Source organism: Photorhabdus heterorhabditis, from assembly GCF_001280945.1.
In the GTDB taxonomy this organism is placed as follows: domain Bacteria; phylum Pseudomonadota; class Gammaproteobacteria; order Enterobacterales; family Enterobacteriaceae; genus Photorhabdus; species Photorhabdus heterorhabditis.
Genome location: NZ_LJCS01000005.1, coordinates 48,888 through 69,161, shown reverse-complemented (window position 1 = coordinate 69,161; position 20,274 = coordinate 48,888). Strand labels below are relative to the sequence as shown.

Genomic DNA, 20,274 nt, shown 5'->3' with positions numbered 1-20,274 from the left:
ATGAACAAATTCGTCAGACTGGCTTTTGTCTTAAGCGTTTCAATTTTTGGTACTTGTTATGCAAATACAAACAGTCCAGCAACTGTCCCTGTTCGTATTGAGCAATTGCCTATATTGAAACAAGAGCCTCAGCATTCAACTGTGAGCGAGCGGGTAACATCCCGCTTCATTCGTTCTCATTACCGTCAATTTAATTTAGATGGTGATTTCTCAGCAAAAATCTTTGACCGTTATCTCAATATACTGGACTACAGCCATAATATATTGCTGGCGTCAGATGTAGCTCAGTATGCTGATAAGAAAAAGTTGTTGGGCCAGGAATTGGAAAGCGGGAATCTGGAAATCCCGTATGACCTGTTTAATCTGTTACAGAAACGCCGTTTTGAGCGTTATCAGTATGCTTTATCTCGTCTTGAACAGCCAATGAGTTTTGATGGTAACGATACAATTGATGTTGATCGGTCCAAAGCTCCTTGGCCACAGAGTGTAGAAGAGCTGAATAGGCTTTGGGATGCTAAAGTTAAATATGATTGGCTCAATCTCAAACTCGCGGGTAAAGATGATAAAGAGATTGAAGAAGTGCTGACCAAACGTTATCAGTTTGCGTTAAAACGTCTGACACAAAGCCAAAGTGAAGATGTTTTCCAATTGATTATGACTGCGTTTGCTCGTGAAATTGATCCTCATACCAATTACCTTTCACCACGCAATACTGAACAATTTAACTCAGAAATGAGTCTTTCCCTTGAAGGAATTGGTGCTGTATTACAGATAGACGATGACTACACTGTCATAAATTCTATGGTTGCTGGTGGCCCCGCAGCCAAAAGTAAAGAGCTAAAAGTAGGTGATAAGATTATCGGTGTCGGTCAATCAGGAAAGCTAATGGTGGATATTATTGGCTGGCGTTTGGATGATGTGGTCGCACTGATTAAAGGTCCTAAAGGGAGTAAAGTACGGCTTGAGGTTATTTCTGATACTAAAGGGGCGAAACCACGTACCGTCACTTTAACTCGTGAACAGATTCGCCTGGAAGACCGGGCAGTGAAGATGTCAGTTAAGACAATCGGTAAAGAAAAAGTGGGGGTTCTTGATATCCCAGGTTTTTATGTTGGCTTGACTGATAATGTTAAAACTCAATTACAGAAACTAACTAAGCAACATGTTAGTGCTATTGTCATAGATCTGCGTAGCAACGGTGGTGGTGCACTGACAGAAGCGGTTTCTTTGTCTGGTCTATTTCTGCCAAGTGGTCCGGTGGTGCAAGTCAGGGATAATAACGGGAAAATTCGGCAGGATTCTGATACTGATGAAGTGGTGTACTATAAAGGGCCTTTGGTTGTTCTGGTAGACCGTTTTAGTGCTTCTGCTTCTGAGATTTTTGCTGCTGCAATGCAGGATTATGGGCGTGCCTTGATTGTTGGGGAGCCAACTTTTGGTAAAGGTACTGTTCAACAATATCGTTCTTTGAGTCGTATTTACGATCAAATGATGCGGCCTGATTGGCCATCACTGGGTTCTGTTCAGTATACGATTCAGAAATTCTATCGTGTAAATGGCGGTAGTACTCAACGTAAAGGTGTGACACCTGATATTGTGATGCCAACGGGGGTTGATCCGGCGGAAACAGGAGAGAGTTTTGAAGATAATGCTTTGCCTTGGGATAGCATTCCTCCTGCCCGTTATACGGGGTCTAAAGTTATTGCAGCGTTAGTTCCTCAGTTAACTGTGGCCCATAATGCTCGTATCGCAAATGATCCAGAATTTAAGTATATCAATGAGGACATTGCTCACTATAAGGAGATGAAAGAGCATAAAAATATTGTTTCTCTGAACTATGTACAAAGAGAGAAAGAGAATAAAGAAGATGATGCTCTGAAATTGAACCGGATTAATGATCGCTTTAAACGAGAAGGAAAGAAACCATTAGTATCACTGGATGATTTACCTAAAGATTATCAAGGGCCAGATCCATATCTTGATGAGTCAGTGAAGATTGCGCTTGATTTGGCACACCAGCCTGCTGAGAAAGTGTTATCTCGATCTAAGTAGAGCAATAGATTAAATAACCAGTTTAATAATGCCCAATACCGTTCATCTCAGATGCGTTGAGTGAACGGTATACTAGCTTTCAGTATATAAGCGGTTTTTTTGAGATGATTTTTATTTTTCGGGAAGGATGAGCTGTTTCACAATTTCCTTGTGTTACTTGGTATCAAAGTATTTTGCTTAACCAATAGGTGTTAGGCTAATGTTGGTTTTTTACGATTTTGTAAAGTTGTGTTGATTTTATCGTTTGAAGAGCTAAAAACCTTGAATATAGCAAGAATAGCCTTATTTATAGGATAACTCTGAAAATGTACTGATTATTAATAAAGGAAGCCCGTTTATTATGATGCGAATTGCTTTGTTCCTCCTCACCAACCTTGCTGTTATGTTGGTGTTCGGGATAATACTTTCTCTGACAGGAATTCAGGGAAGTAGTGTACAGGGTCTGATGATTATGGCTGGTCTGTTCGGATTCGGGGGAGCACTTGTTTCTCTGTTGATGTCCAAATGGATGGCTCTGCGTTCTGTTGGTGGTCAGGTTATAGAACAGCCAACAAATGAAATTGAACACTGGTTGGTAGAAACTGTTCGTCGTCAGGCAGAGCAAGTCAATATTGCTATGCCACAGGTTGCGATTTATGCTGCACCTGATATTAATGCATTTGCTACCGGAGCGCGTCGTAATGCTTCGCTGGTAGCTGTCAGTACTGGTCTATTGGACAATATGAGCCGAGCAGAAGCGGAAGCTGTTATCGCTCATGAGATTAGCCATATTGCTAATGGTGATATGGTGACCATGACTTTGTTGCAAGGGATAGTAAATACTTTTGTTATCTTTATCTCCCGTTTGTTGGCTCAGGCTGTATCAAGTTTTCTGTCTGGCAACGATAACGAAGAAGAGAGTAGTAACTCCGGTAATCCGATTGTTTACATGGTTGTTTCAATGGTGCTGGAAATAGTATTCGGTATTCTGGCGAGCATTATTACTATGTGGTTTTCTCGTTATCGTGAATTCCATGCAGATGCAGGTTCTGCCAAGTTGGTGGGCCGTGAGAAGATGATTGCTGCCTTACAGCGTCTGAAAACCAGTTATGAGCCGCAAGAAGAGGGCAGTATGATGGCGTTCTGTATTAATGGGAAATCTAAAACATTCAGTGAGCTGTTTCTGTCTCACCCGCCATTAGATAAGCGTATTGAAGCACTGCGTAGTGGTCAATACCTGAATAAATAATATTGTGAATGAAGTAAAAAAGCTGGGAGTGTTTCCCAGCTTTTAAAAATTTATAGCTGATTTAACCTAATTTCTTCTTCCTGATTGAATATGGCTGTATCGGTTTTCCCCAGCAATTGGCTGGTAATTGTACCTGCGGTTATTGAACCACTTACATTCAAGGCGGTGCGGCCCATATCAATAAGAGGCTCAACAGAAATCAATAGGGCAATTAACGTTACAGGTAACCCCATTGCCGGTAAAACGATTAATGCGGCAAATGTGGCTCCTCCACCTACGCCGGCAACGCCAGCAGAGCTGATAGTTACAATACCAACTAGTGTCGCGATCCACATGGGGTCAAATGGATTTATTCCTATTGTTGGAGCAACCATGGTTGCCAGCATGGCAGGATAAATACCGGCACAACCATTCTGACCAATTGTTGCACCAAAAGAGGCAGAGAAACTGGCGATAGACTCAGGTACACCGATACGAAATGTCTGGGTTTCAACATTCAGTGGAATACTGGCTGCACTTGAACGGCTGGTGAATGCAAAGGTTAGCGCTGGCCAGGTTTTTCTGAAAAATTTTACTGGATTGATGCCAGTAAGAGAGAGCAGAAACCCATGAACAACAAACATCAGAGCTAGTGCAATATAGGATGCGATAACAAAACTGCCCAGTTTCACGATTTCGTGGATGTTAGAGTTAGCGACAACTTTAGTCATCAGAGCCATGACACCATATGGCGTCAGGCTCATAACCAGACGAACCAATTTCATTGTCCATGCTTGCATAGTATCGATAGCGACTAATATTTGCTCACCACGTTGGTGATCATCTTTCAGCATTTGCAACGCAGCAATACCCAGGAAGGTTGCAAAAATAACAACACTGATAATAGAAGTTGGATTGACACCAGTTAAATCAGCAAATGGGTTTTTAGGAATAAAAGACAAAATTAACTGTGGCACAGACAAGTCAGAGACTTTGCCCATATAGTTATTTTCGATAGCAGACAGGCGTGCTGTTTCTTGGGTTCCTTGAACTAGACCTTCTGCAGTCAAGCCGAACAGGTTGGTAATAATGATACCGACAAGCGCTGCGATCATTGTAGTGAACAGTAGCATTCCGATGGTTAGAAAACTGATTTTTCCTAAAGAAGATGCTTTATGTAATTTGGCAATTGCGCTCAGAATAGAGGCAAATACCAGCGGCATAATCACCATTTGCAAAAGCTGTACGTAACCATTGCCAACAATGTTGAACCATGATACTGATTCTTTCACTGTGGCATTATCGGGACCATAAATGAGTTGTAGTGCTAGGCCAAAAATAACACCAATGGCAAGGCCGATAAGAACTTTTTTCGACAGACTCCATTGATGTGAACTGGCTTTTGACAATAGCAAAAGCAGTGCTGCAAAGATGAGCACATTCAGAATGAGTGATAAATTCATTCCCAAACTCCAGAATTCAATTAATTAGATAATAAGCTGTATTGAATCGTGTAAGTTTGTGAACGAACACATTACAACAAGCAGTTGTAAAACATAATATCAGCTTAAATTATTCCTATTTATAACTAGATCGAATTTGATATAACAAATGTAATAATTAAGATTTAGTTTCAGTCAATCAGAGCATTAAAAATAGCGTTCCTTAATGCAATCTATATAAAAAAATATGGAGTATTCAATGTGTTCTGGTAGGAAAATGGCAATAACGATCAATAGAGCAGAAATAAATCTTTCTGCTTTCTTGTTTCCCTGCTTACCAAGCACAGGTAAGCGAAAACGTATCTTTATTGGCCATAATAACGGTACACCAGCGGGAGTCAGCATATCTGCAATCAGATGACTTAGATAGCCAACAATCATGGCATGGAAAAAATCAGTTGGGATAAGCCACTCTTCTGGTATTTTTAACCAAAATAAGGCAACACCTAATATGAGGGCAAGGAGACTATGGGTAAATCCTCTGTGTCCACATAATTTGGCGATTGGTATGGAGATAAACCTGAATAATTTACCTAGGGTTGAATTTGGGTGATCTATATCTGGTAACAATGCGGTGAGAAGCACTCCTGGTAGCATATGTAACCAGTCACCATGAGCTATTTCTGGTGTTATTTTGAGTTTTTGCGCCAGAATAATGCTGGCAACTGAAAATAAAAGATGCCCTTCCGCGGTCATAAATTCCTCTGACTGGTGACTGTCTATCCATACAGTGGGCGAGTATAGTGGGTTTTATGCGGGTAAGATAGAGGGTGAAAAACAAAAATATTTTATTTATTAATAAATAACATTAATATTTAATCAAGTTTTTATTTGACAGAATAAGATATAAGCACTAAGGCTGCTATGTGAACAATCAAGAACTGCCATCTGAACAGATAATGGCAGTTAAAGTCAGAGTCAAACGATATCCGTTACACTTAGTTGTTCGAGTGAATGCAGTTTAATATCAGCTAATGCCCAACGTGGATCATTGAAATGATGAGCTGATGGTACAACGATTGAACGCATTCTTGCTGCTTTTGTTGCTATCATTCCATTAAATGAATCTTCTAAAGCTACACAATTTATTGGGGCAACCCCCAGTTGTTCAGCAGCACGTAAATAAACTTCGGGATTGGGTTTACTATGAGGTAATTTGGCAGCCGAAACGACAGTATCGAAATAATGACGCAAGTTGAACATTTCTAACACTTGTTCCAACATATATTGAGGGGAAGCTGAAGCTAGGCCGATTTTCAATTCCTGTTCACGGCAAAGGCTTAAAGCATGTTCAGTACCTGGGAGTAAGGGGTGGTTTTCTTTTATCAAATTGATAACGTGGTCAATAATCCGCTGTTCCACTTCTGATTTCGGTACACCTTGCCACGGAGAAGCCTGATACTATAGCTCTACAACATGGTCAATACGTAATCCAAGAGTATCTGGTAGTTTTTCCACCAAAGATAGATCCAAGCCTAATTCACCGAATACTTCCTTCTCTCCTTGGGCTCAATAGGGTTCAGAGTCAATCAGCAAACCATCCATGTCAAAAATGGCTGCTTTTATTGGTAAATGAAAGGACATTAGCATCTCCCACTGGTTATATAGTTAGCGAAAACAGATTGTAGCAATCCTAATAGATGAAATCTTTTTCTTATGGGGAACATGGTAAGAAATGCTTAGTTAATTAAATATAAAGTTAAATTTAATGACTGATGGGCTATGATTAGACAAAAATTATTACTACGAGGGATATTGATGACTTACCAGAAAGCTGGATATATCGCTATTATTAAGCGAGTTTTAGGTTGGGTGATTTTTATTCCGGCACTTTTATCGACTATCGTTTCTGTGATCAATCTTGTTTGGCAGCAAGGTATTAAAGGTGATGGTATCAATGCTGTTTTGGATGATTTTCTGAAAATGATGGCGGAAATGATGCGTTTTAATACTCCATTCTTGGATTTCTTCTGGAAAAATTCGCCAACGCCTGATCTTTGGGTTGATTTTACAGGATCAACTCTTGGTTTTTTGATTATCTATTTCCTTATTTTTGTTGGTCTCGCCATGAGTGCATCTGGTCAACGTATGTATAGGCAAGTAAAGTTTATACGTGAAAGTATTGAAGATCAGCTTATTCTTGAAAGAGCTAAAGGTAGCGATGGTCTGACAAGAGAGCAGATTGAATCAAGAATTAAACTTCCTCATCATACACTGTTCAGTCAGATTTATATCTTATATATTTCACCGGTAATTATCGGTGTAGCCGCTTATTTTATACTAGGAATTTTAGGTTGGTAAGTTCTCCGATGGTTATAGCTGCGGAATGAAATGTTTTCGCAGCTTGATTAGTTGTTTATTGGCTATCTTCGGCCAGAATATTATCGATAATGTTTTGAACTGCAACAAAATTATCACCACCAAACAGGTTGCACCGGTTAAGTAAGTAATAGAGTTGGTATACAGGTTGTCGCTCAATGAAATTGATGGGGAGTGGCCATACGCTCTGATAGCCATCAAAGATTTGCATTGGTAAGTCTGGGTATAATGGTAACATGGCGAAATCACACTCACGATCTCCCCAATAACAGGCTGGGTCGAAAACAACTACATGATCATCTAGAGAAGCACAATTGGCTGGCCAGAGATCTCCATGTAAGAGTGAGGGTTGTGGATGGTGATGTTGGAGTTTGTTACTTACAGCTTGAACGATATTATCAATATCACCAAATATCATGTCTTTTTCTGCCGCAATCTGTAATTGCCAACCAACCCTTTTCTCCGCATAAAATTGATGCCAACGACGTTGCCAGCCATTTGGTTGCGGTGTTGTTGCTAGCATATTGTCAAAATCAAAGCCGAATTGAGGTTGTTCACTCCATTGATGAAGTGCGGCCAGTTGTTGGCCGAAACAGTAGGCACTGTGAGGATCAAAAGATTTTAAAGGCAGAAATTCAAGTAATAAAAAACTATGATCACGATCACTACCAATACCATAAACAGCCGGGACACGGATAGTTTGGCTGCGTGCCAGTAGCTCAAGTTGTTCTGATTCTGCTTTGAAGACAGGAAGCATTTCCCTCATGTTAGATTTGACAAAAATTTGCCTTTCTCCATGAATGATTCGCCAAGATTGATGGATATCGCCTCCGACTAACTCAGTTTTATCACGAATTTCAGCAACACCGAAATGCTCATTCAACAAACGATTTACTGCTTGCCACATGGTTCACCTCTCTACGCCCTTAATCACTTTATAAACAATTAACAATTATAGTCAGAGAAAATATATGATCAGGTAAAAAAGATGATTAACGGGGTTATATCTCAAAACGGATATAACCCTTTTTGTTATTGATTGGGTTCGTTAGAGATCTTCAGAGAAACTTGATGCGTTTTATGTTTGGATTTTATTCTTGCCAGTTTTATTTGACTGTAAACCAATGCCAGTGTAAAGAAAATAGCTTGGACAATAACAATACACGGGCCTGTTGCTCCATCAATGTGGAAACTAATAAGTGTACCAAGAACACAGGAACTGACCGATGCAATAATAGCAACAATTAACATTCGATCAAAGCTGCGGCATAGCGTGAAAGCGATAATTCCCGGCGATATCAACATTGCAATGACTAGAATCATTCCTACAGCCTGCAAGGAGGCGACAATCGTCATTGCTAACAGGCAAAGCAAGCCGTAATGTAAAAATTTAACAGGCAATCCCACTACACGCGCTTGATGAGGATCAAAGCAGTAAAGCATGAAATCTTTGCGTTTCAGCAGTACCACCACCATGGTAATACAGGTAATCCATAATGTTTGATTCAATTCATCTTTAGTTATCCCTAATATATTACCAAACAGAATATGGGTGAGATGTTGGTCGGTATCCATTCGGGCAAAAAGAACTAGACCAAAAGCGAACATACCAGAAAAGACAATTCCCATAACAGTATCTTCTTTTATTCGGCTGTGTTCTTTCAAATATCCTGTTGCAAAAGCACAAAAAATACCAGAAAGAAATGCGCCAATAGCCAATGGTATCCCGGCAGCAAAAGCCAGAACAATCCCTGGTAATACTGCGTGAGAGATAGCATCACCCATTAACGACCAGCCTTTAAGTACCAGATAGCAAGAGAGCATCGCACACACTGCGCCTGTTACAATAGCTGCGAATATTGCCCGTTGCATAAACGGAAACATAAATGGTTCAGTGATTAGTTGAATCAATTCATCCATGATTGCTTCTCCTGAGCCAATGTCGAGGATTCTTTTCTGGCACGTATACGAGAAGCGAATAGTCCGTGTTTTGGTGCAAAGAAGAACGCTAATAAGAAAATAACTGTTTGCAGTGTGACGATAACACCACCGGTGGCACCATTAAGAAAGAAGCTTAGGTAAGCGCCAAATGCACTGGTCAGGGAACCAATAGCAATTGCAATTATTAATAGGTACTTAAAACGGTCAGTCAGCAAATAAGCTGTTGCTCCTGGAGTTACTACCATTGCGATCACTAGAATGGCGCCAACAGTTTGTAAAGCTGCAACTGTACATGCGCTCAATAAAGTAAAAAAAATAATTTTCATCCTCAAGGGCGATAGGCCAATAGAACGTGCATGGGTTTCATCAAAGAACACAATGAGTAAATCTTTCCAGATAAACATTAACACGATAAATGAAACTGCAATAATGATTTCAACCTGAAGAACATCTTCATCAGCGATACCAAGGATATTGCCAAGAATAATGGTTTGTACGTTAACGGATGTTGGATTAAGAGAAACGATTAATAAGCCGGCAGCAAAGAAGGTAGAAAATATAAACCCGATCACCGCATCTTCACGTAAGCGAGTAATATGACGAACCAGAGTCATCGACAGGGCTGCCAGCATACCAGTAAAAAAAGCGCCACCAGCATAAGGAAGACCTAGTGCGTAGGCACCGGCAACACCAGGCACAACTGAGTGAGAAAGAGCATCTCCCATCAATGACCAGCCTTTTAGCATCAGATAGGCGGAAAGAAAGGCACAGACGGCACCGACAATAGCGCTGACCCAGATGGCTTTCACCATGTAGTTATAGTGAAAAGGTTGCAGCAAAAGTTCTATCATGGTTAGCGTTTCTCCTTTTGCTGAGTTTGCCGCGGCGGTACATGGTGGTTATGACCATAAAACACTGCCGCGCGTTCATCATCAGTAATGACAGTCAGAGAACGTGGGTCATCATCATCATGTAATTCTGGTCCGGATAGATTGATATGGCGGAGTACTCCACCAAAAGTTCTTTCTAAATTCTTTTGGGTGAATGTTGTTTCTGTTGGGCCGCTTGCCAGAACAGTGCGGTTGATCAGGATAACATGGTCACAGAATTCAGGCACACTACCAAGGTTGTGTGTTGAAACTAAAACCAGATGGCCCTCATCACGTAAATCACACAGTAAGTCAATGATGGCATTCTCTGTTTTTACATCAACACCGGTGAAAGGTTCATCCAGTAACAGAACTTTACCTTCCTGAGCCAAGGCTCTTGCAAGAAAAACCCGTTTTTTCTGTCCGCCTGAAAGTTCACCAATCTGCCGGTTGCGCAGAGCAGTTAAGCCAACACGTTCAAGCGCTTCATCAACAGATTGGTGATCTTTTTTACCTGGGATTCTCAGGAATCCCATTTTGCCGTAGCGACCCATCATAACAACATCAGAAACCAGTACTGGAAAGTTCCAGTCAACTTCTTCTGTCTGGGGTACATATGCAATGATATTTTTCTTTAAAGCACTTTTGACAGGCATATCGCTCAGGGTAACTTTCCCTTGGGATGGGTTTATCAGGCCCATAATAGTCTTAAACAATGTGGACTTACCGCTACCGTTAATGCCAACTAACGCACAGATAGTACCGCCAGTGATAGAAAAACTTGCGTCATAAATAGCGGTGTGACCGTTGTTATAAGTCACAGTGGCATCATCAACCACTAAATGAGGACGTTCAAACGGCTTACTGCAATTCATTGATTAAATCCTTTTGCTATTGTATCTACGGTTTTGTTCAACAAATCGATATATGTTGGTACCGGGCCGTTACTACTGGAGAGTGAGTCTACATAAAGAACACCACCATAACGGGCATCAGTTTCTTTACTGACTTGCTTGGCTGGTTTATCAGAAATTGTACTTTCGCTGAATACAACTGGGATTTTATTTGCTCTTACCGTATCAATGACATAACGAACTTGTTGTGGTGAGCCTTGTTCTTCTGCATTGATTGGCCACAGATAAACTTCCTTAAATTGATAATCCTTGGCGAGGTAGCTAAAAGCTCCTTCACTGGTAACTAGCCAACGCTGATCCTGTGGAATACGGGAAAGACGCTCTCTCAGCGGAGAATCCAATTTGGCGATTTTTTCAGCATAGGCTTTGGCATTTTCATTATAGATTTCTGCATTTTCAGGATCATATTTCACAAATGCTTTGCGAATATTTTCAATATAGACTAAAGCGTTTGTTGGTGACATCCATGCGTGAGGGTTAGGATTCCCGTTATAAGGTCCTTCACGGATAGGTAATGGTAGAATGCTGTCAGTAATAACAACAGCTGGTATGTCTTTTAGGTTTTCAAAGAAACGCTCGAACCAGCGTTCCAGGTTCAATCCATTCCACAGGATCAAGTCCGCATGTTGGGATTTAATAATATCTTTGGGGGTAGGTTGATAATCATGGATTTCAGCGCCTGGTTTAGTAATTGATTCAACAATTGCGGCATCACCTGCTACATTTTGTGCTATATCCTGAATGATAGTAAAGGTGGTGACGACTTTGAATTTTTTGGTGGCGGATGCTTGCTGGCTAAATAAAACTATAGATAGGAGAATCAAAGTTATTCCCAGTATGGGGGACGGGAGCAGAGAACGTTTTTTCTTCATGAGTTCAAGCCTTACTTGTTATAAGTATATATGATAACGATTATCAATATCATTTAAGTAAAGTCAAGATGATAAAATTCGGAAACATAGACTATCACAATAATTAAGCAATAGTTATTCCATGTGATATGAACACGAATAGAGTTAAAAGTTAAGTAAAAATATTTTTGGGTTGTAAACGAAATTGTATATGCTGCGCTTTAATAAATCTGATCCAGAGGATTATTAAGGTGAAATCAAGATTCAGCTTTGCAGTACTGATTGTGTTGTTAGTCGGTTGTGCCGAAAAGAATGACCCGCAAACCAATCTCGGCAAACAACCTAGTCAGCAACGCATGCTTAGTGGTGGTACTGCTAACACAGCTAACTTCCCTCCGACACCTTTTGATACATTTATTCAGCAGGCATCTAATCGGTATGATGTTGATGAAACGCTTATCAGAGCGATTATTCAAGTTGAATCAGGTTTCCGTCCTGATGCTGTCAGTAAATCGAATGCAATTGGTCTTATGCAGATTAAAGCTTCAACAGCAGGGCGAGATGTATATCAGCAGAAGGGGCGTTCTGGTCAACCGACAACCCGCGAGTTGAAAGATCCTAAAACCAATATTGATCTTGGTACTGCTTATATCAGCATCCTGAAAGAACAGCATCTGGCAGGTATTGATAACCCTGAAACTCTTTACTATGCCACTATCGTTGCTTACGTAAATGGCGCAGGTGCTCTTTTACGTACTTTTAGTACAGATCGCCAGTTAGCGGTTAATAAAATAAATCGTATGACACCGGATGAGTTTTATCAGCATATTCAGGATAATCATCCTGCCGCCCAAGCTCCACGCTATTTGTGGAAAGTGAAAAATGCTTATCGTTCACTGACAGTGGTAGAATAACGGGCTGAGTAAAATGGTGCTGAATTACATTGTTGTTAGCGCTGGAAATTGTCCTTAATTGTATCCTTGTGTCCCCTGCAAGATTTCCTCAAGGATTTTTTGTTGTCAGGATAGTTGTCACAAATATTGCAGACTACCCTTAACATTGATTTTAATATCAAACTCACGGTATTTATCTAATTCTACAACAAGAGCAGAGCGCGGGGTTTTTTTAGTATAGCCATGATCGTGTTATTAACATACGGATTATTAACTCTTTATACCCTTTGATTTTCTGACTAAACATAGCAGTGACCTGAATGTTTGTTAGTGGTATATTTTCATGGTGTTTAGGTATCAAAGGCAGTCACTTTTTATATTGTGCACCAATTTTAGTACCAAACGTTAATGGATTGACTAGATAATAATTTAAATCGTTATTTTAGTTGAATATCAAACTCCTTCAAGTGACCTTTCGTGTGGGTCACCACTGTAGATAAGGATTTTAAATGCCTGTTATTACCCTTCCTGACGGTAGCCAACGCCAGTTTGACCGTGCTGTTTCTGTAATGGATATTGCCTGTGACATTGGTCCAGGTTTAGCGAAAGCATGTATTGCTGGCCGCGTAAATGGTGAGCTGGTGGATACCTGTGAATTAATCGATTCAGATGCAAATATTGCCATCATCACCTGTAAAGATGAAGCAGGGTTGGAAATTATCCGCCATTCATGCGCACATCTGCTAGGACATGCGATCAAACAATTATGGCCAGATACTAAAATGGCTATCGGTCCAGTTATTGATAATGGTTTCTACTATGATGTTGATCTTGGCCGTGCCCTGACGCAGGAAGATATTGAACTGCTTGAAAAACGCATGTTGGAACTTGCTAAAAAAGACTATGATGTCATCAAGAAAAAGGTAAGTTGGCAAGAGGCTCGTGATACGTTCGCTGCTCGTGGTGAAGATTACAAGGTACAGATTTTGGATGAAAACATTGGTCGTGATGATCATCCTGGTTTGTACAATCATGAAGAATATGTTGATATGTGCCGTGGCCCACACGTGCCAAATATGCGTTTCTGTCATCATTTTAAATTGCAGAAAGTTGCAGGAGCATACTGGCGTGGGAATAGCAATAATAAAATGTTGCAACGTATATATGGTACTGCATGGGCTGATAAGAAACAGCTCAATACTTATTTGCAACGCTTGGAAGAAGCTGCTAAACGTGACCATCGTAAAATTGGTAAACAATTAGATCTGTACCACATGCAGGAGGAAGCTCCAGGCATGGCATTCTGGCATAACGATGGCTGGACTATTTTTCGTGAGCTAGAAACTTTTGTGCGTACCAAACTGAAAGAATACCAGTACCAAGAAGTTAAAGGTCCATTTATGATGGACCGTGTGATGTGGGAAAGAACGGGGCACTGGGAAAACTATGGTGAGCATATGTTTACCACTTCTTCAGAGAACCGTGAATACTGCGTTAAACCGATGAATTGCCCTGGGCATATTCAGATTTTTAACCAAGGTTTAAAATCTTATCGTGATTTGCCTTTACGTATGGCTGAATTCGGTAGCTGTCACCGTAATGAACCTTCAGGTGCATTACATGGTTTAATGCGTGTTCGTGGGTTTACCCAAGATGATGCTCATATCTTCTGCACAGAAGAGCAAATTCATCGGGAAGTTAGCAGCTGTATTAAGATGGTGTACGACGTTTACAGTACTTTTGGTTTTGAAAAAATTGTTGTTAAGCTGTCAACTCGGCCGGAAAAACGTATCGGTACTGAAGAACAGTGGAATCAAGCGGAAGACGCTTTGGCTACTGCACTGCAAGAAAACAGAGTTCAATTTGAATATCAGCCAGGTGAAGGTGCCTTCTACGGACCTAAAATTGAATTTACTTTGTATGATTGTTTGGATCGTGCGTGGCAATGTGGTACTGTGCAGCTTGATTTTTCACTGCCGGGTCGTTTGAGTGCGTCCTACGTAGGTGAAAACAATGAACGTAAGGTTCCTGTAATGATTCACCGTGCGATTCTGGGTTCACTGGAACGGTTTATCGGTATCCTGACTGAGGAATATGCGGGTTTCTTCCCGACATGGATTGCTCCACAGCAAGTAGTAGTGATGAATATCACTGACAGTCAGGCTGATTATGTACAGGAATTAGCAAAAAAACTTCAAGAATCTGGCATCCGTGCAAAAGCAGACTTGAGAAACGAGAAGATTGGCTTTAAAATCCGTGAACATACTCTGCGTCGTGTACCTTATATGCTTGTCTGTGGTGAAAAAGAGGTCGAATCAGGAAAAATTTCTGTTCGTACCCGCCGCGGTAAAGATCTGGGTAGCATCGGCGTTAATGAGTTCATCGAAAAACTGCTTATAGAAATACGCAGTCGTAAGCTTCATCAATTGGAGGAATAAAGTATTAAAGGCGGAAAAAGAATTCAAACGGCGCGTCCTAATCGCATTAATGGAGAGATTCGCGCTTCTGAAGTTCGTTTAACAGGTTTAGATGGCGAGCAGATTGGTATTGTCAGTCTGAGAGAAGCTCTTGAAAAAGCTGAGGAAGTGGGTGTTGATTTGGTTGAAATCAGCCCAAATGCCGAGCCGCCGGTTTGCCGTATCATGGACTACGGCAAGTTCCTCTATGAGAAGAGTAAGTCAATCAAAGAACAGAAGAAGAAACAAAAGGTTATTCAGGTTAAGGAAATTAAATTCCGTCCTGGTACCGATGAAGGCGACTATCAGGTCAAACTACGCAACCTGATTCGTTTTCTGGAAGATGGCGATAAAGCCAAAATCACTCTGCGTTTCCGCGGACGTGAAATGGCGCATCAGCAGATTGGTGTCGAAATGCTCAACCGTATTCGCAACGATCTGGATGAACTGGCGGTAGTTGAATCATTCCCTTCGAAGATAGAAGGCCGTCAGATGATCATGGTGCTCGCTCCTAAGAAGAAATAGTTAGGCAAGCAAGTAATAAGCTCCAGTCGGTCTTGTCTGGTTGGGGCTTGTTCGCCTTACTAATTCGTTGTAATTAACAATGCGAAGTGGAAATTAAAATGCCAAAGATTAAAACAGTACGCGGCGCCGCTAAACGCTTTAAAAAAACTGCAAGTGGTGGTTTTAAGCGTAAGCACGCTAACCTTCGTCACATTCTGACTAAGAAATCAACTAAGCGTAAACGCCATTTACGTCCAAAGGGCATGGTCTCCAAAGGTGATCTGGGCCTGGTTGTTGCTTGTCTGCCATACGCATAAGCAATTTTTTAGATTAGAACTCAGAGACGATAGGAGAAGTATATGGCTCGCGTAAAACGTGGTGTTGTCGCCCGTGCACGTCACAAGAAAATTTTAAAGCAAGCGAAAGGTTACTATGGTGCCCGTTCGCGCGTTTACCGTGTTGCCTTCCAGGCAGTAATCAAAGCAGGACAGTACGCTTACCGTGACCGTCGTCAGCGTAAACGTCAGTTCCGTCAACTGTGGATTGCACGTATCAACGCTGCTGCGCGTCAGAATGGTCTGTCTTATAGCCGTTTCATCAATGGCTTGAAAAAGGCATCTATTGAAATTGACCGTAAGATCTTGGCTGATATCGCTGTATTTGACAAAACAGCGTTTGCTGCTTTGGTTGAAAAAGCAAAAGGCGCTCTGGCATAAGCTAGGGTAGTAAGAGGGAGCATCGCTCCCTCTTTTACTTTTGCTAAAAAATGTGGCTTACTAGCATGTCGCTGTCAGGAAAAATACCATTTTGAGAGAACCAATATTATGTTTTTCGCTTTTTTTCGTTTCTTTTTTTACTTTAGCGCCTGAATTCAGGAGGCTTTGCGCGTAAGAAAAGAAACGAAAAGTTGCGCCTGAGCCTCCGTTGTGGAGGCTTTTTTGTTTTTATCACGATAAAAACAGAGACAGGCATATAGGGTCATTAAGTTATTAACGATAATTATTAGCAGGCCGTTAGGCCAAAGGAAGAGGAAAACGATGCCACATCTCGCTGAGCTGGTTGCAAAAGCAAAAGCAGCCGTAGAAGATGCCCAAGATGTTGCTGCGTTGGATTTGGTGCGTGTTGAATATTTAGGCAAAAAAGGCCATTTAACTCTCCAAATGTCATCGCTGCGTGATCTGCCGGCCGAAGAACGTCCAGCCGCAGGGGCTGTTATTAATCAAGCCAAGCAGGCAGTTCAAGAAGCTCTGAATGCCCGTAAAGAAAAACTGGAAACTGATGTCTTGAATTCCCGTCTGGCAGCAGAAAAAATTGATGTATCACTGCCTGGTCGCCGGATGGAAAATGGTGGGTTACATCCAGTTAACCGTACAATAGAGCGTATTGAAACTTTCTTTGGTGAATTAGGTTTTTCTGTAGAATCAGGCCCTGAAATTGAAGATGATTATTATAACTTTGATGCATTGAATATTCCTGCGCATCATCCTGCCCGAGCTGATCATGATACGTTTTGGTTTGATGCTAAACGTCTATTGCGTACTCAGACTTCAGGTGTGCAAGTTCGGACTATGCAGAACCAACAGCCACCGATTCGCGTTATTGCACCAGGCCGTGTATATCGTAATGACTACGACCAGACGCACACTCCCATGTTCCATCAGGTGGAAGGTTTGGTGATTGGCAGAGGTATCAGTTTTACCAATCTGAAAGGAACATTGCACGATTTCTTAACCAATTTCTTTGAAGAGGATTTGCAGATCCGTTTCCGCCCATCTTACTTTCCATTTACAGAACCTTCGGCGGAAGTCGACGTAATGGGTAAAAATGGCAAATGGCTGGAAGTGTTGGGTTGCGGTATGGTTCATCCTAATGTACTGAATAACGTTGGTCTTGATCCTGAAATCTATTCTGGTTTCGCTTTCGGCATGGGGGTAGAACGTCTAACAATGTTACGTTACGGTGTAACGGATCTGCGTGCGTTCTTCGAAAATGATCTGCGTTTTCTCAAACAGTTTAAATAAGGCGGGAGTATCTCATGAAATTCAGTGAACTCTGGTTACGCGAGTGGGTAAATCCAGCCATTAGCAGTGAAGAATTATCTAACCAAATGACCATGCTTGGTCTGGAAGTTGATGGCATGGAGGCAGTAGCCGGTCGATTCCATGGCGTGGTTATTGGTGAAGTTGTTGAATGTGTCCAACATCCGAATGCGGATAAATTGCGGGTAACAAAAGTGAATGTGGGTGGTGAACGCCTGCTGGATATCGTTTGCGGTGCTCCGAATTGTCGTCAGGGATTGAGAGTTGCTGTAGCAACTGTGGGAGCTGTGTTACCGGGTGATTTCAAAATCAAAGCGGCTAAACTGCGCGGTGAGCCTTCTGAAGGGATGCTGTGTTCTTACTCTGAATTAGGTATTTCAGAAGACCATGACGGTATTATTGAATTACCAACTGATGCACCTTTAGGTGTTGATCTGCGTGAATATCTGAAGTTAGATGACAGCATAATTGAAATTAGTATTACACCTAACCGTGCTGACTGCCTGAGTATCATTGGCGTTGCACGTGATGTAGCAGTAGCTAATAAAATTTCATTATCTGAACAGCAAATTGAAGCAGTAAAACCGACAACAGATGCTACCTTCCCTATTCGTGTTGAAGTGACAGAAGCATGTCCACGTTACTTGGGTAGGGTAATTAAGAAAATTAATGTGAAAGCGGCAACGCCACTGTGGATGCGTGAAAAATTGCGCCGTGGTGGTATCCGTTCCATCGATCCGATAGTCGATGTGACTAACTATGTGTTACTTGAATTGGGTCAGCCATTACATGCGTTTGATTTGGAACGTCTAAATGGTTCAATCACTGTACGCATGGCGAAACAGGATGAAAAATTGGTGCTACTGGATGGTACAGAAGCCAACCTTTCTGCTGATACTCTAGTTATTTCTGATGAAAAACAAGCTGTTGCAATGGCAGGTATTTTTGGCGGTGAACATTCCGGCGTGAATGAAGAAACCCAAAATATTTTACTTGAATGCGCATTTTTTTCACCTTTGGCGATTGCTGGTCGCGCTCGTCGTTATGGCTTACATACTGACGCTTCTCATCGTTATGAGCGTGGTGTTGATCCTCAGTTACAGCACAAAGCTATGGAGAGGGCGACTCAATTACTGGTCGATATTTGTGGTGGTGAAGCTGGTCCAATCATTGATGCTACTGATGAATCTCAATTGCCAAAACCAGCGACAATCACTCTGCGTCGTGAAAAGCTGGATCGTTTAATTGGTCATTATGTGCCTGATGAACAAGTTGGTGACATTCTGACCCGTTTAGGTTGTAAAGTCACTACGCAAGAAAATTGTTGGCAGGCGGTTGTACCAAGCTGGCGCTTTGATCTGGAAATTGAAGAAGATTTGGTTGAAGAAGTTGCCCGTATCTACGGTTACAACAATATTCCAGATGTACCGATGCGTGCAGATCTTGTCATGAAAAAACACCGTGAAGCAGATCTTTCCCTGAAACGTGTTAAAACAATGCTCGTCGATAGAGGTTATCAGGAAGCGATTACTTACAGCTTTGTTGATCCTAAAATTCAGGCACTGTTACATCCACAGCAACACGTGCTGATGCTACCTAACCCAATTTCAGCGGATATGTCAGCAATGCGTTTGTCTTTGCTGACTGGTTTGCTAACAACGGTGGTATATAATCAGAACCGGCAGCAAAACCGTGTGCGCTTGTTTGAAACTGGTTTGCGTTTTGTTCCTGATGAAAATGCGGAACAGGGTATTCGCCAGGAGCTGGTGTTAGGGGGGGCCATCACCGGGAATCGTTTTGAAGAGCATTGGTCACTAGAAAAACAGTCTGTTGATTTCTTCGATATGAAAGGCGATTTGGAAGCTGTACTGGAATTGACTGGAAAATTATCTGAGATTTCTTTTAGAGCAGATGTAAATCCAGCATTGCACCCAGGTCAAAGCGCCGGAATTTATCTGGAAAATGAATATATCGGATACATTGGTGTTGTTCACCCAGAATTGGAGCGCAAACTTGATTTAAATGGCCGTACCGTGGTATTCGAAGTGCTCTGGGATAAGCTGGCAGACTGCGTGATTCCTGCCGCAAAAGAGATTTCACGCTTCCCGTCAAACCGTCGTGATATCGCAATTGTTGTGCCTGAAAATGTTGCAGCAGAAGATGTTTTGGTTGAATGTAAGAAAGTTGGCGTAAATCATATAGTTGGCATAAACTTGTTTGACGTGTATTGTGGTAAAGGTGTAGCAGAGGGTCATAAGAGCCTCGCTATAAGTTTTATCTTGCAGGATACCGCGCGTACACTGGAAGAAGAAGAGATTGCTGCAACCGTTAGTAAATGTGTTGCAGTACTGAAACAGCGATTCCAAGCATCCTTGAGGGACTGAACCTATGGCGCTTACTAAAGCTGAAATGTCAGAAAATCTGTTTGAGAAACTGGGGATTAGCAAACGTGATGCTAAAGATCTGGTTGAATTGTTCTTTGAAGAAGTGCGTCGTTCTTTGGAGAATGGTGAGCAGGTAAAATTGTCTGGATTTGGCAACTTTGATTTACGGGATAAAAACCAACGTCCGGGACGTAATCCTAAGACTGGTGAAGATATTCCGATTACAGCTCGCCGAGTAGTGACATTCCGTCCTGGTCAGAAGTTAAAAAGCAGGGTTGAGAAAGCCACACCTAAGGAATAATCAAATCAAAAAGGCCGCATTAATAGCGGCCTTTTTCTTAAA

The 20,274-nt window shown here is 41.5% G+C and carries 18 protein-coding genes, 1 pseudogene and 1 other annotated feature; of the genes and pseudogenes, 11 read left to right on the top strand and 8 right to left on the bottom strand.

The features are described from left to right. Complete coding sequence (gene prc / locus AM629_RS03435) at positions 1-2,052, top strand: carboxy terminal-processing peptidase (RefSeq protein ID WP_054476166.1); 2,052 nt, start codon at positions 1-3, stop codon at positions 2,050-2,052. A 340-nt stretch (positions 2,053-2,392) separates the two neighbouring features. Further along, the gene (gene htpX, locus AM629_RS03430; protein WP_054476165.1) at positions 2,393-3,280 is read left to right on the top strand and encodes a protease HtpX; all 888 of its coding nucleotides are present in this window, start codon (positions 2,393-2,395) and stop codon (positions 3,278-3,280) included. 50 nt (positions 3,281-3,330) lie between these two features. Here htpX and AM629_RS03425 read toward each other — a convergent pair whose 3' ends face one another. The 3 genes and pseudogenes from AM629_RS03425 to hxpB form a co-directional block, all read right to left on the bottom strand. Then, the gene (locus AM629_RS03425; RefSeq protein WP_054476163.1) at positions 3,331-4,722 is read right to left on the bottom strand and encodes an L-cystine transporter; all 1,392 of its coding nucleotides are present in this window, start codon (positions 4,720-4,722) and stop codon (positions 3,331-3,333) included. Between the two features lie 186 nt (positions 4,723-4,908). Further along, positions 4,909-5,457 carry a metal-dependent hydrolase gene (locus tag AM629_RS03420; RefSeq protein WP_054476162.1) on the bottom strand — a complete coding sequence of 183 codons (549 nt, stop codon included), beginning with the start codon at positions 5,455-5,457 and terminating at the stop codon, positions 4,909-4,911. A gap of 222 nt (positions 5,458-5,679) precedes the next feature. After that, positions 5,680-6,345, bottom strand: a pseudogene (gene hxpB, locus AM629_RS03415) (hexitol phosphatase HxpB). Between the two features lie 174 nt (positions 6,346-6,519). On the opposite strand from hxpB, the gene AM629_RS03410 reads away from it, so the two are divergent. Continuing rightward, complete coding sequence (locus AM629_RS03410; RefSeq protein WP_054476160.1) at positions 6,520-7,062, top strand: YniB family protein; 543 nt, start codon at positions 6,520-6,522, stop codon at positions 7,060-7,062. A gap of 55 nt (positions 7,063-7,117) precedes the next feature. On the opposite strand, the gene AM629_RS03405 is transcribed toward AM629_RS03410, so the two are convergent. From AM629_RS03405 to AM629_RS03385, 5 genes are all read right to left on the bottom strand, one after another. Then, entirely contained in the window at positions 7,118-7,987 is an 870-nt protein-coding gene (locus AM629_RS03405) for a fructosamine kinase family protein (RefSeq protein WP_054476157.1), read from the bottom strand. Between the two features lie 125 nt (positions 7,988-8,112). Further along, positions 8,113-9,000 carry a metal ABC transporter permease gene (locus tag AM629_RS03400; RefSeq protein ID WP_054476282.1) on the bottom strand — a complete coding sequence of 296 codons (888 nt, stop codon included), beginning with the start codon at positions 8,998-9,000 and terminating at the stop codon, positions 8,113-8,115. Beyond that, complete coding sequence (locus AM629_RS03395; protein WP_054476154.1) at positions 8,988-9,872, bottom strand: metal ABC transporter permease; 885 nt, start codon at positions 9,870-9,872, stop codon at positions 8,988-8,990. The genes AM629_RS03400 and AM629_RS03395 overlap by 13 nt, the downstream gene beginning before the upstream one ends. A 2-nt stretch (positions 9,873-9,874) precedes the next feature. After that, complete coding sequence (locus tag AM629_RS03390; protein ID WP_054476152.1) at positions 9,875-10,765, bottom strand: manganese/iron ABC transporter ATP-binding protein; 891 nt, start codon at positions 10,763-10,765, stop codon at positions 9,875-9,877. Beyond that, complete coding sequence (locus tag AM629_RS03385; RefSeq protein ID WP_054476150.1) at positions 10,762-11,676, bottom strand: metal ABC transporter substrate-binding protein; 915 nt, start codon at positions 11,674-11,676, stop codon at positions 10,762-10,764. Before AM629_RS03385 ends, AM629_RS03390 begins: the two co-directional genes overlap by 4 nt. Before the next feature lie 230 nt (positions 11,677-11,906). Here AM629_RS03385 and AM629_RS03380 point away from each other — a divergent pair, with 230 nt between their 5' ends. The 8 genes from AM629_RS03380 (at position 11,907) to ihfA (ending at position 20,232) form a co-directional block, all read left to right on the top strand. Continuing rightward, complete coding sequence (locus tag AM629_RS03380; protein WP_054476148.1) at positions 11,907-12,569, top strand: transglycosylase SLT domain-containing protein; 663 nt, start codon at positions 11,907-11,909, stop codon at positions 12,567-12,569. Between the two features lie 488 nt (positions 12,570-13,057). Next, positions 13,058-14,986: a threonine--tRNA ligase gene (gene thrS / locus AM629_RS03375; protein WP_054476146.1), complete on the top strand. Its 1,929-nt coding sequence runs from the start codon at positions 13,058-13,060 to the stop codon at positions 14,984-14,986. 3 nt (positions 14,987-14,989) lie between these two features. Further along, complete coding sequence (infC, locus tag AM629_RS03370) at positions 14,990-15,529, top strand: translation initiation factor IF-3 (protein WP_072161797.1); 540 nt, start codon at positions 14,990-14,992, stop codon at positions 15,527-15,529. A 98-nt stretch (positions 15,530-15,627) separates the two neighbouring features. After that, the gene (rpmI, locus tag AM629_RS03365) at positions 15,628-15,825 is read left to right on the top strand and encodes a 50S ribosomal protein L35 (protein ID WP_006118955.1); all 198 of its coding nucleotides are present in this window, start codon (positions 15,628-15,630) and stop codon (positions 15,823-15,825) included. A 42-nt stretch (positions 15,826-15,867) separates the two neighbouring features. Then, on the top strand, positions 15,868-16,224 hold the full coding sequence (rplT, locus tag AM629_RS03360) for a 50S ribosomal protein L20 (RefSeq protein ID WP_054476142.1): 357 nt from the start codon (positions 15,868-15,870) through the stop codon (positions 16,222-16,224). Positions 16,225-16,326: 102 nt separating this feature from the next. Continuing rightward, positions 16,327-16,451 (top strand) — a sequence feature (Phe leader region). 94 nt (positions 16,452-16,545) lie between these two features. Further along, a complete protein-coding gene (gene pheS, locus AM629_RS03355; RefSeq protein ID WP_054476140.1) occupies positions 16,546-17,529 on the top strand; it encodes a phenylalanine--tRNA ligase subunit alpha in 984 nt (327 codons plus the stop codon). Between the two features lie 14 nt (positions 17,530-17,543). Beyond that, complete coding sequence (gene pheT / locus AM629_RS03350) at positions 17,544-19,931, top strand: phenylalanine--tRNA ligase subunit beta (protein ID WP_054476135.1); 2,388 nt, start codon at positions 17,544-17,546, stop codon at positions 19,929-19,931. A gap of 4 nt (positions 19,932-19,935) precedes the next feature. Continuing rightward, positions 19,936-20,232 carry an integration host factor subunit alpha gene (gene ihfA, locus AM629_RS03345; protein ID WP_011146885.1) on the top strand — a complete coding sequence of 99 codons (297 nt, stop codon included), beginning with the start codon at positions 19,936-19,938 and terminating at the stop codon, positions 20,230-20,232. The last annotated feature ends 42 nt before the right edge of the window (positions 20,233-20,274 follow it).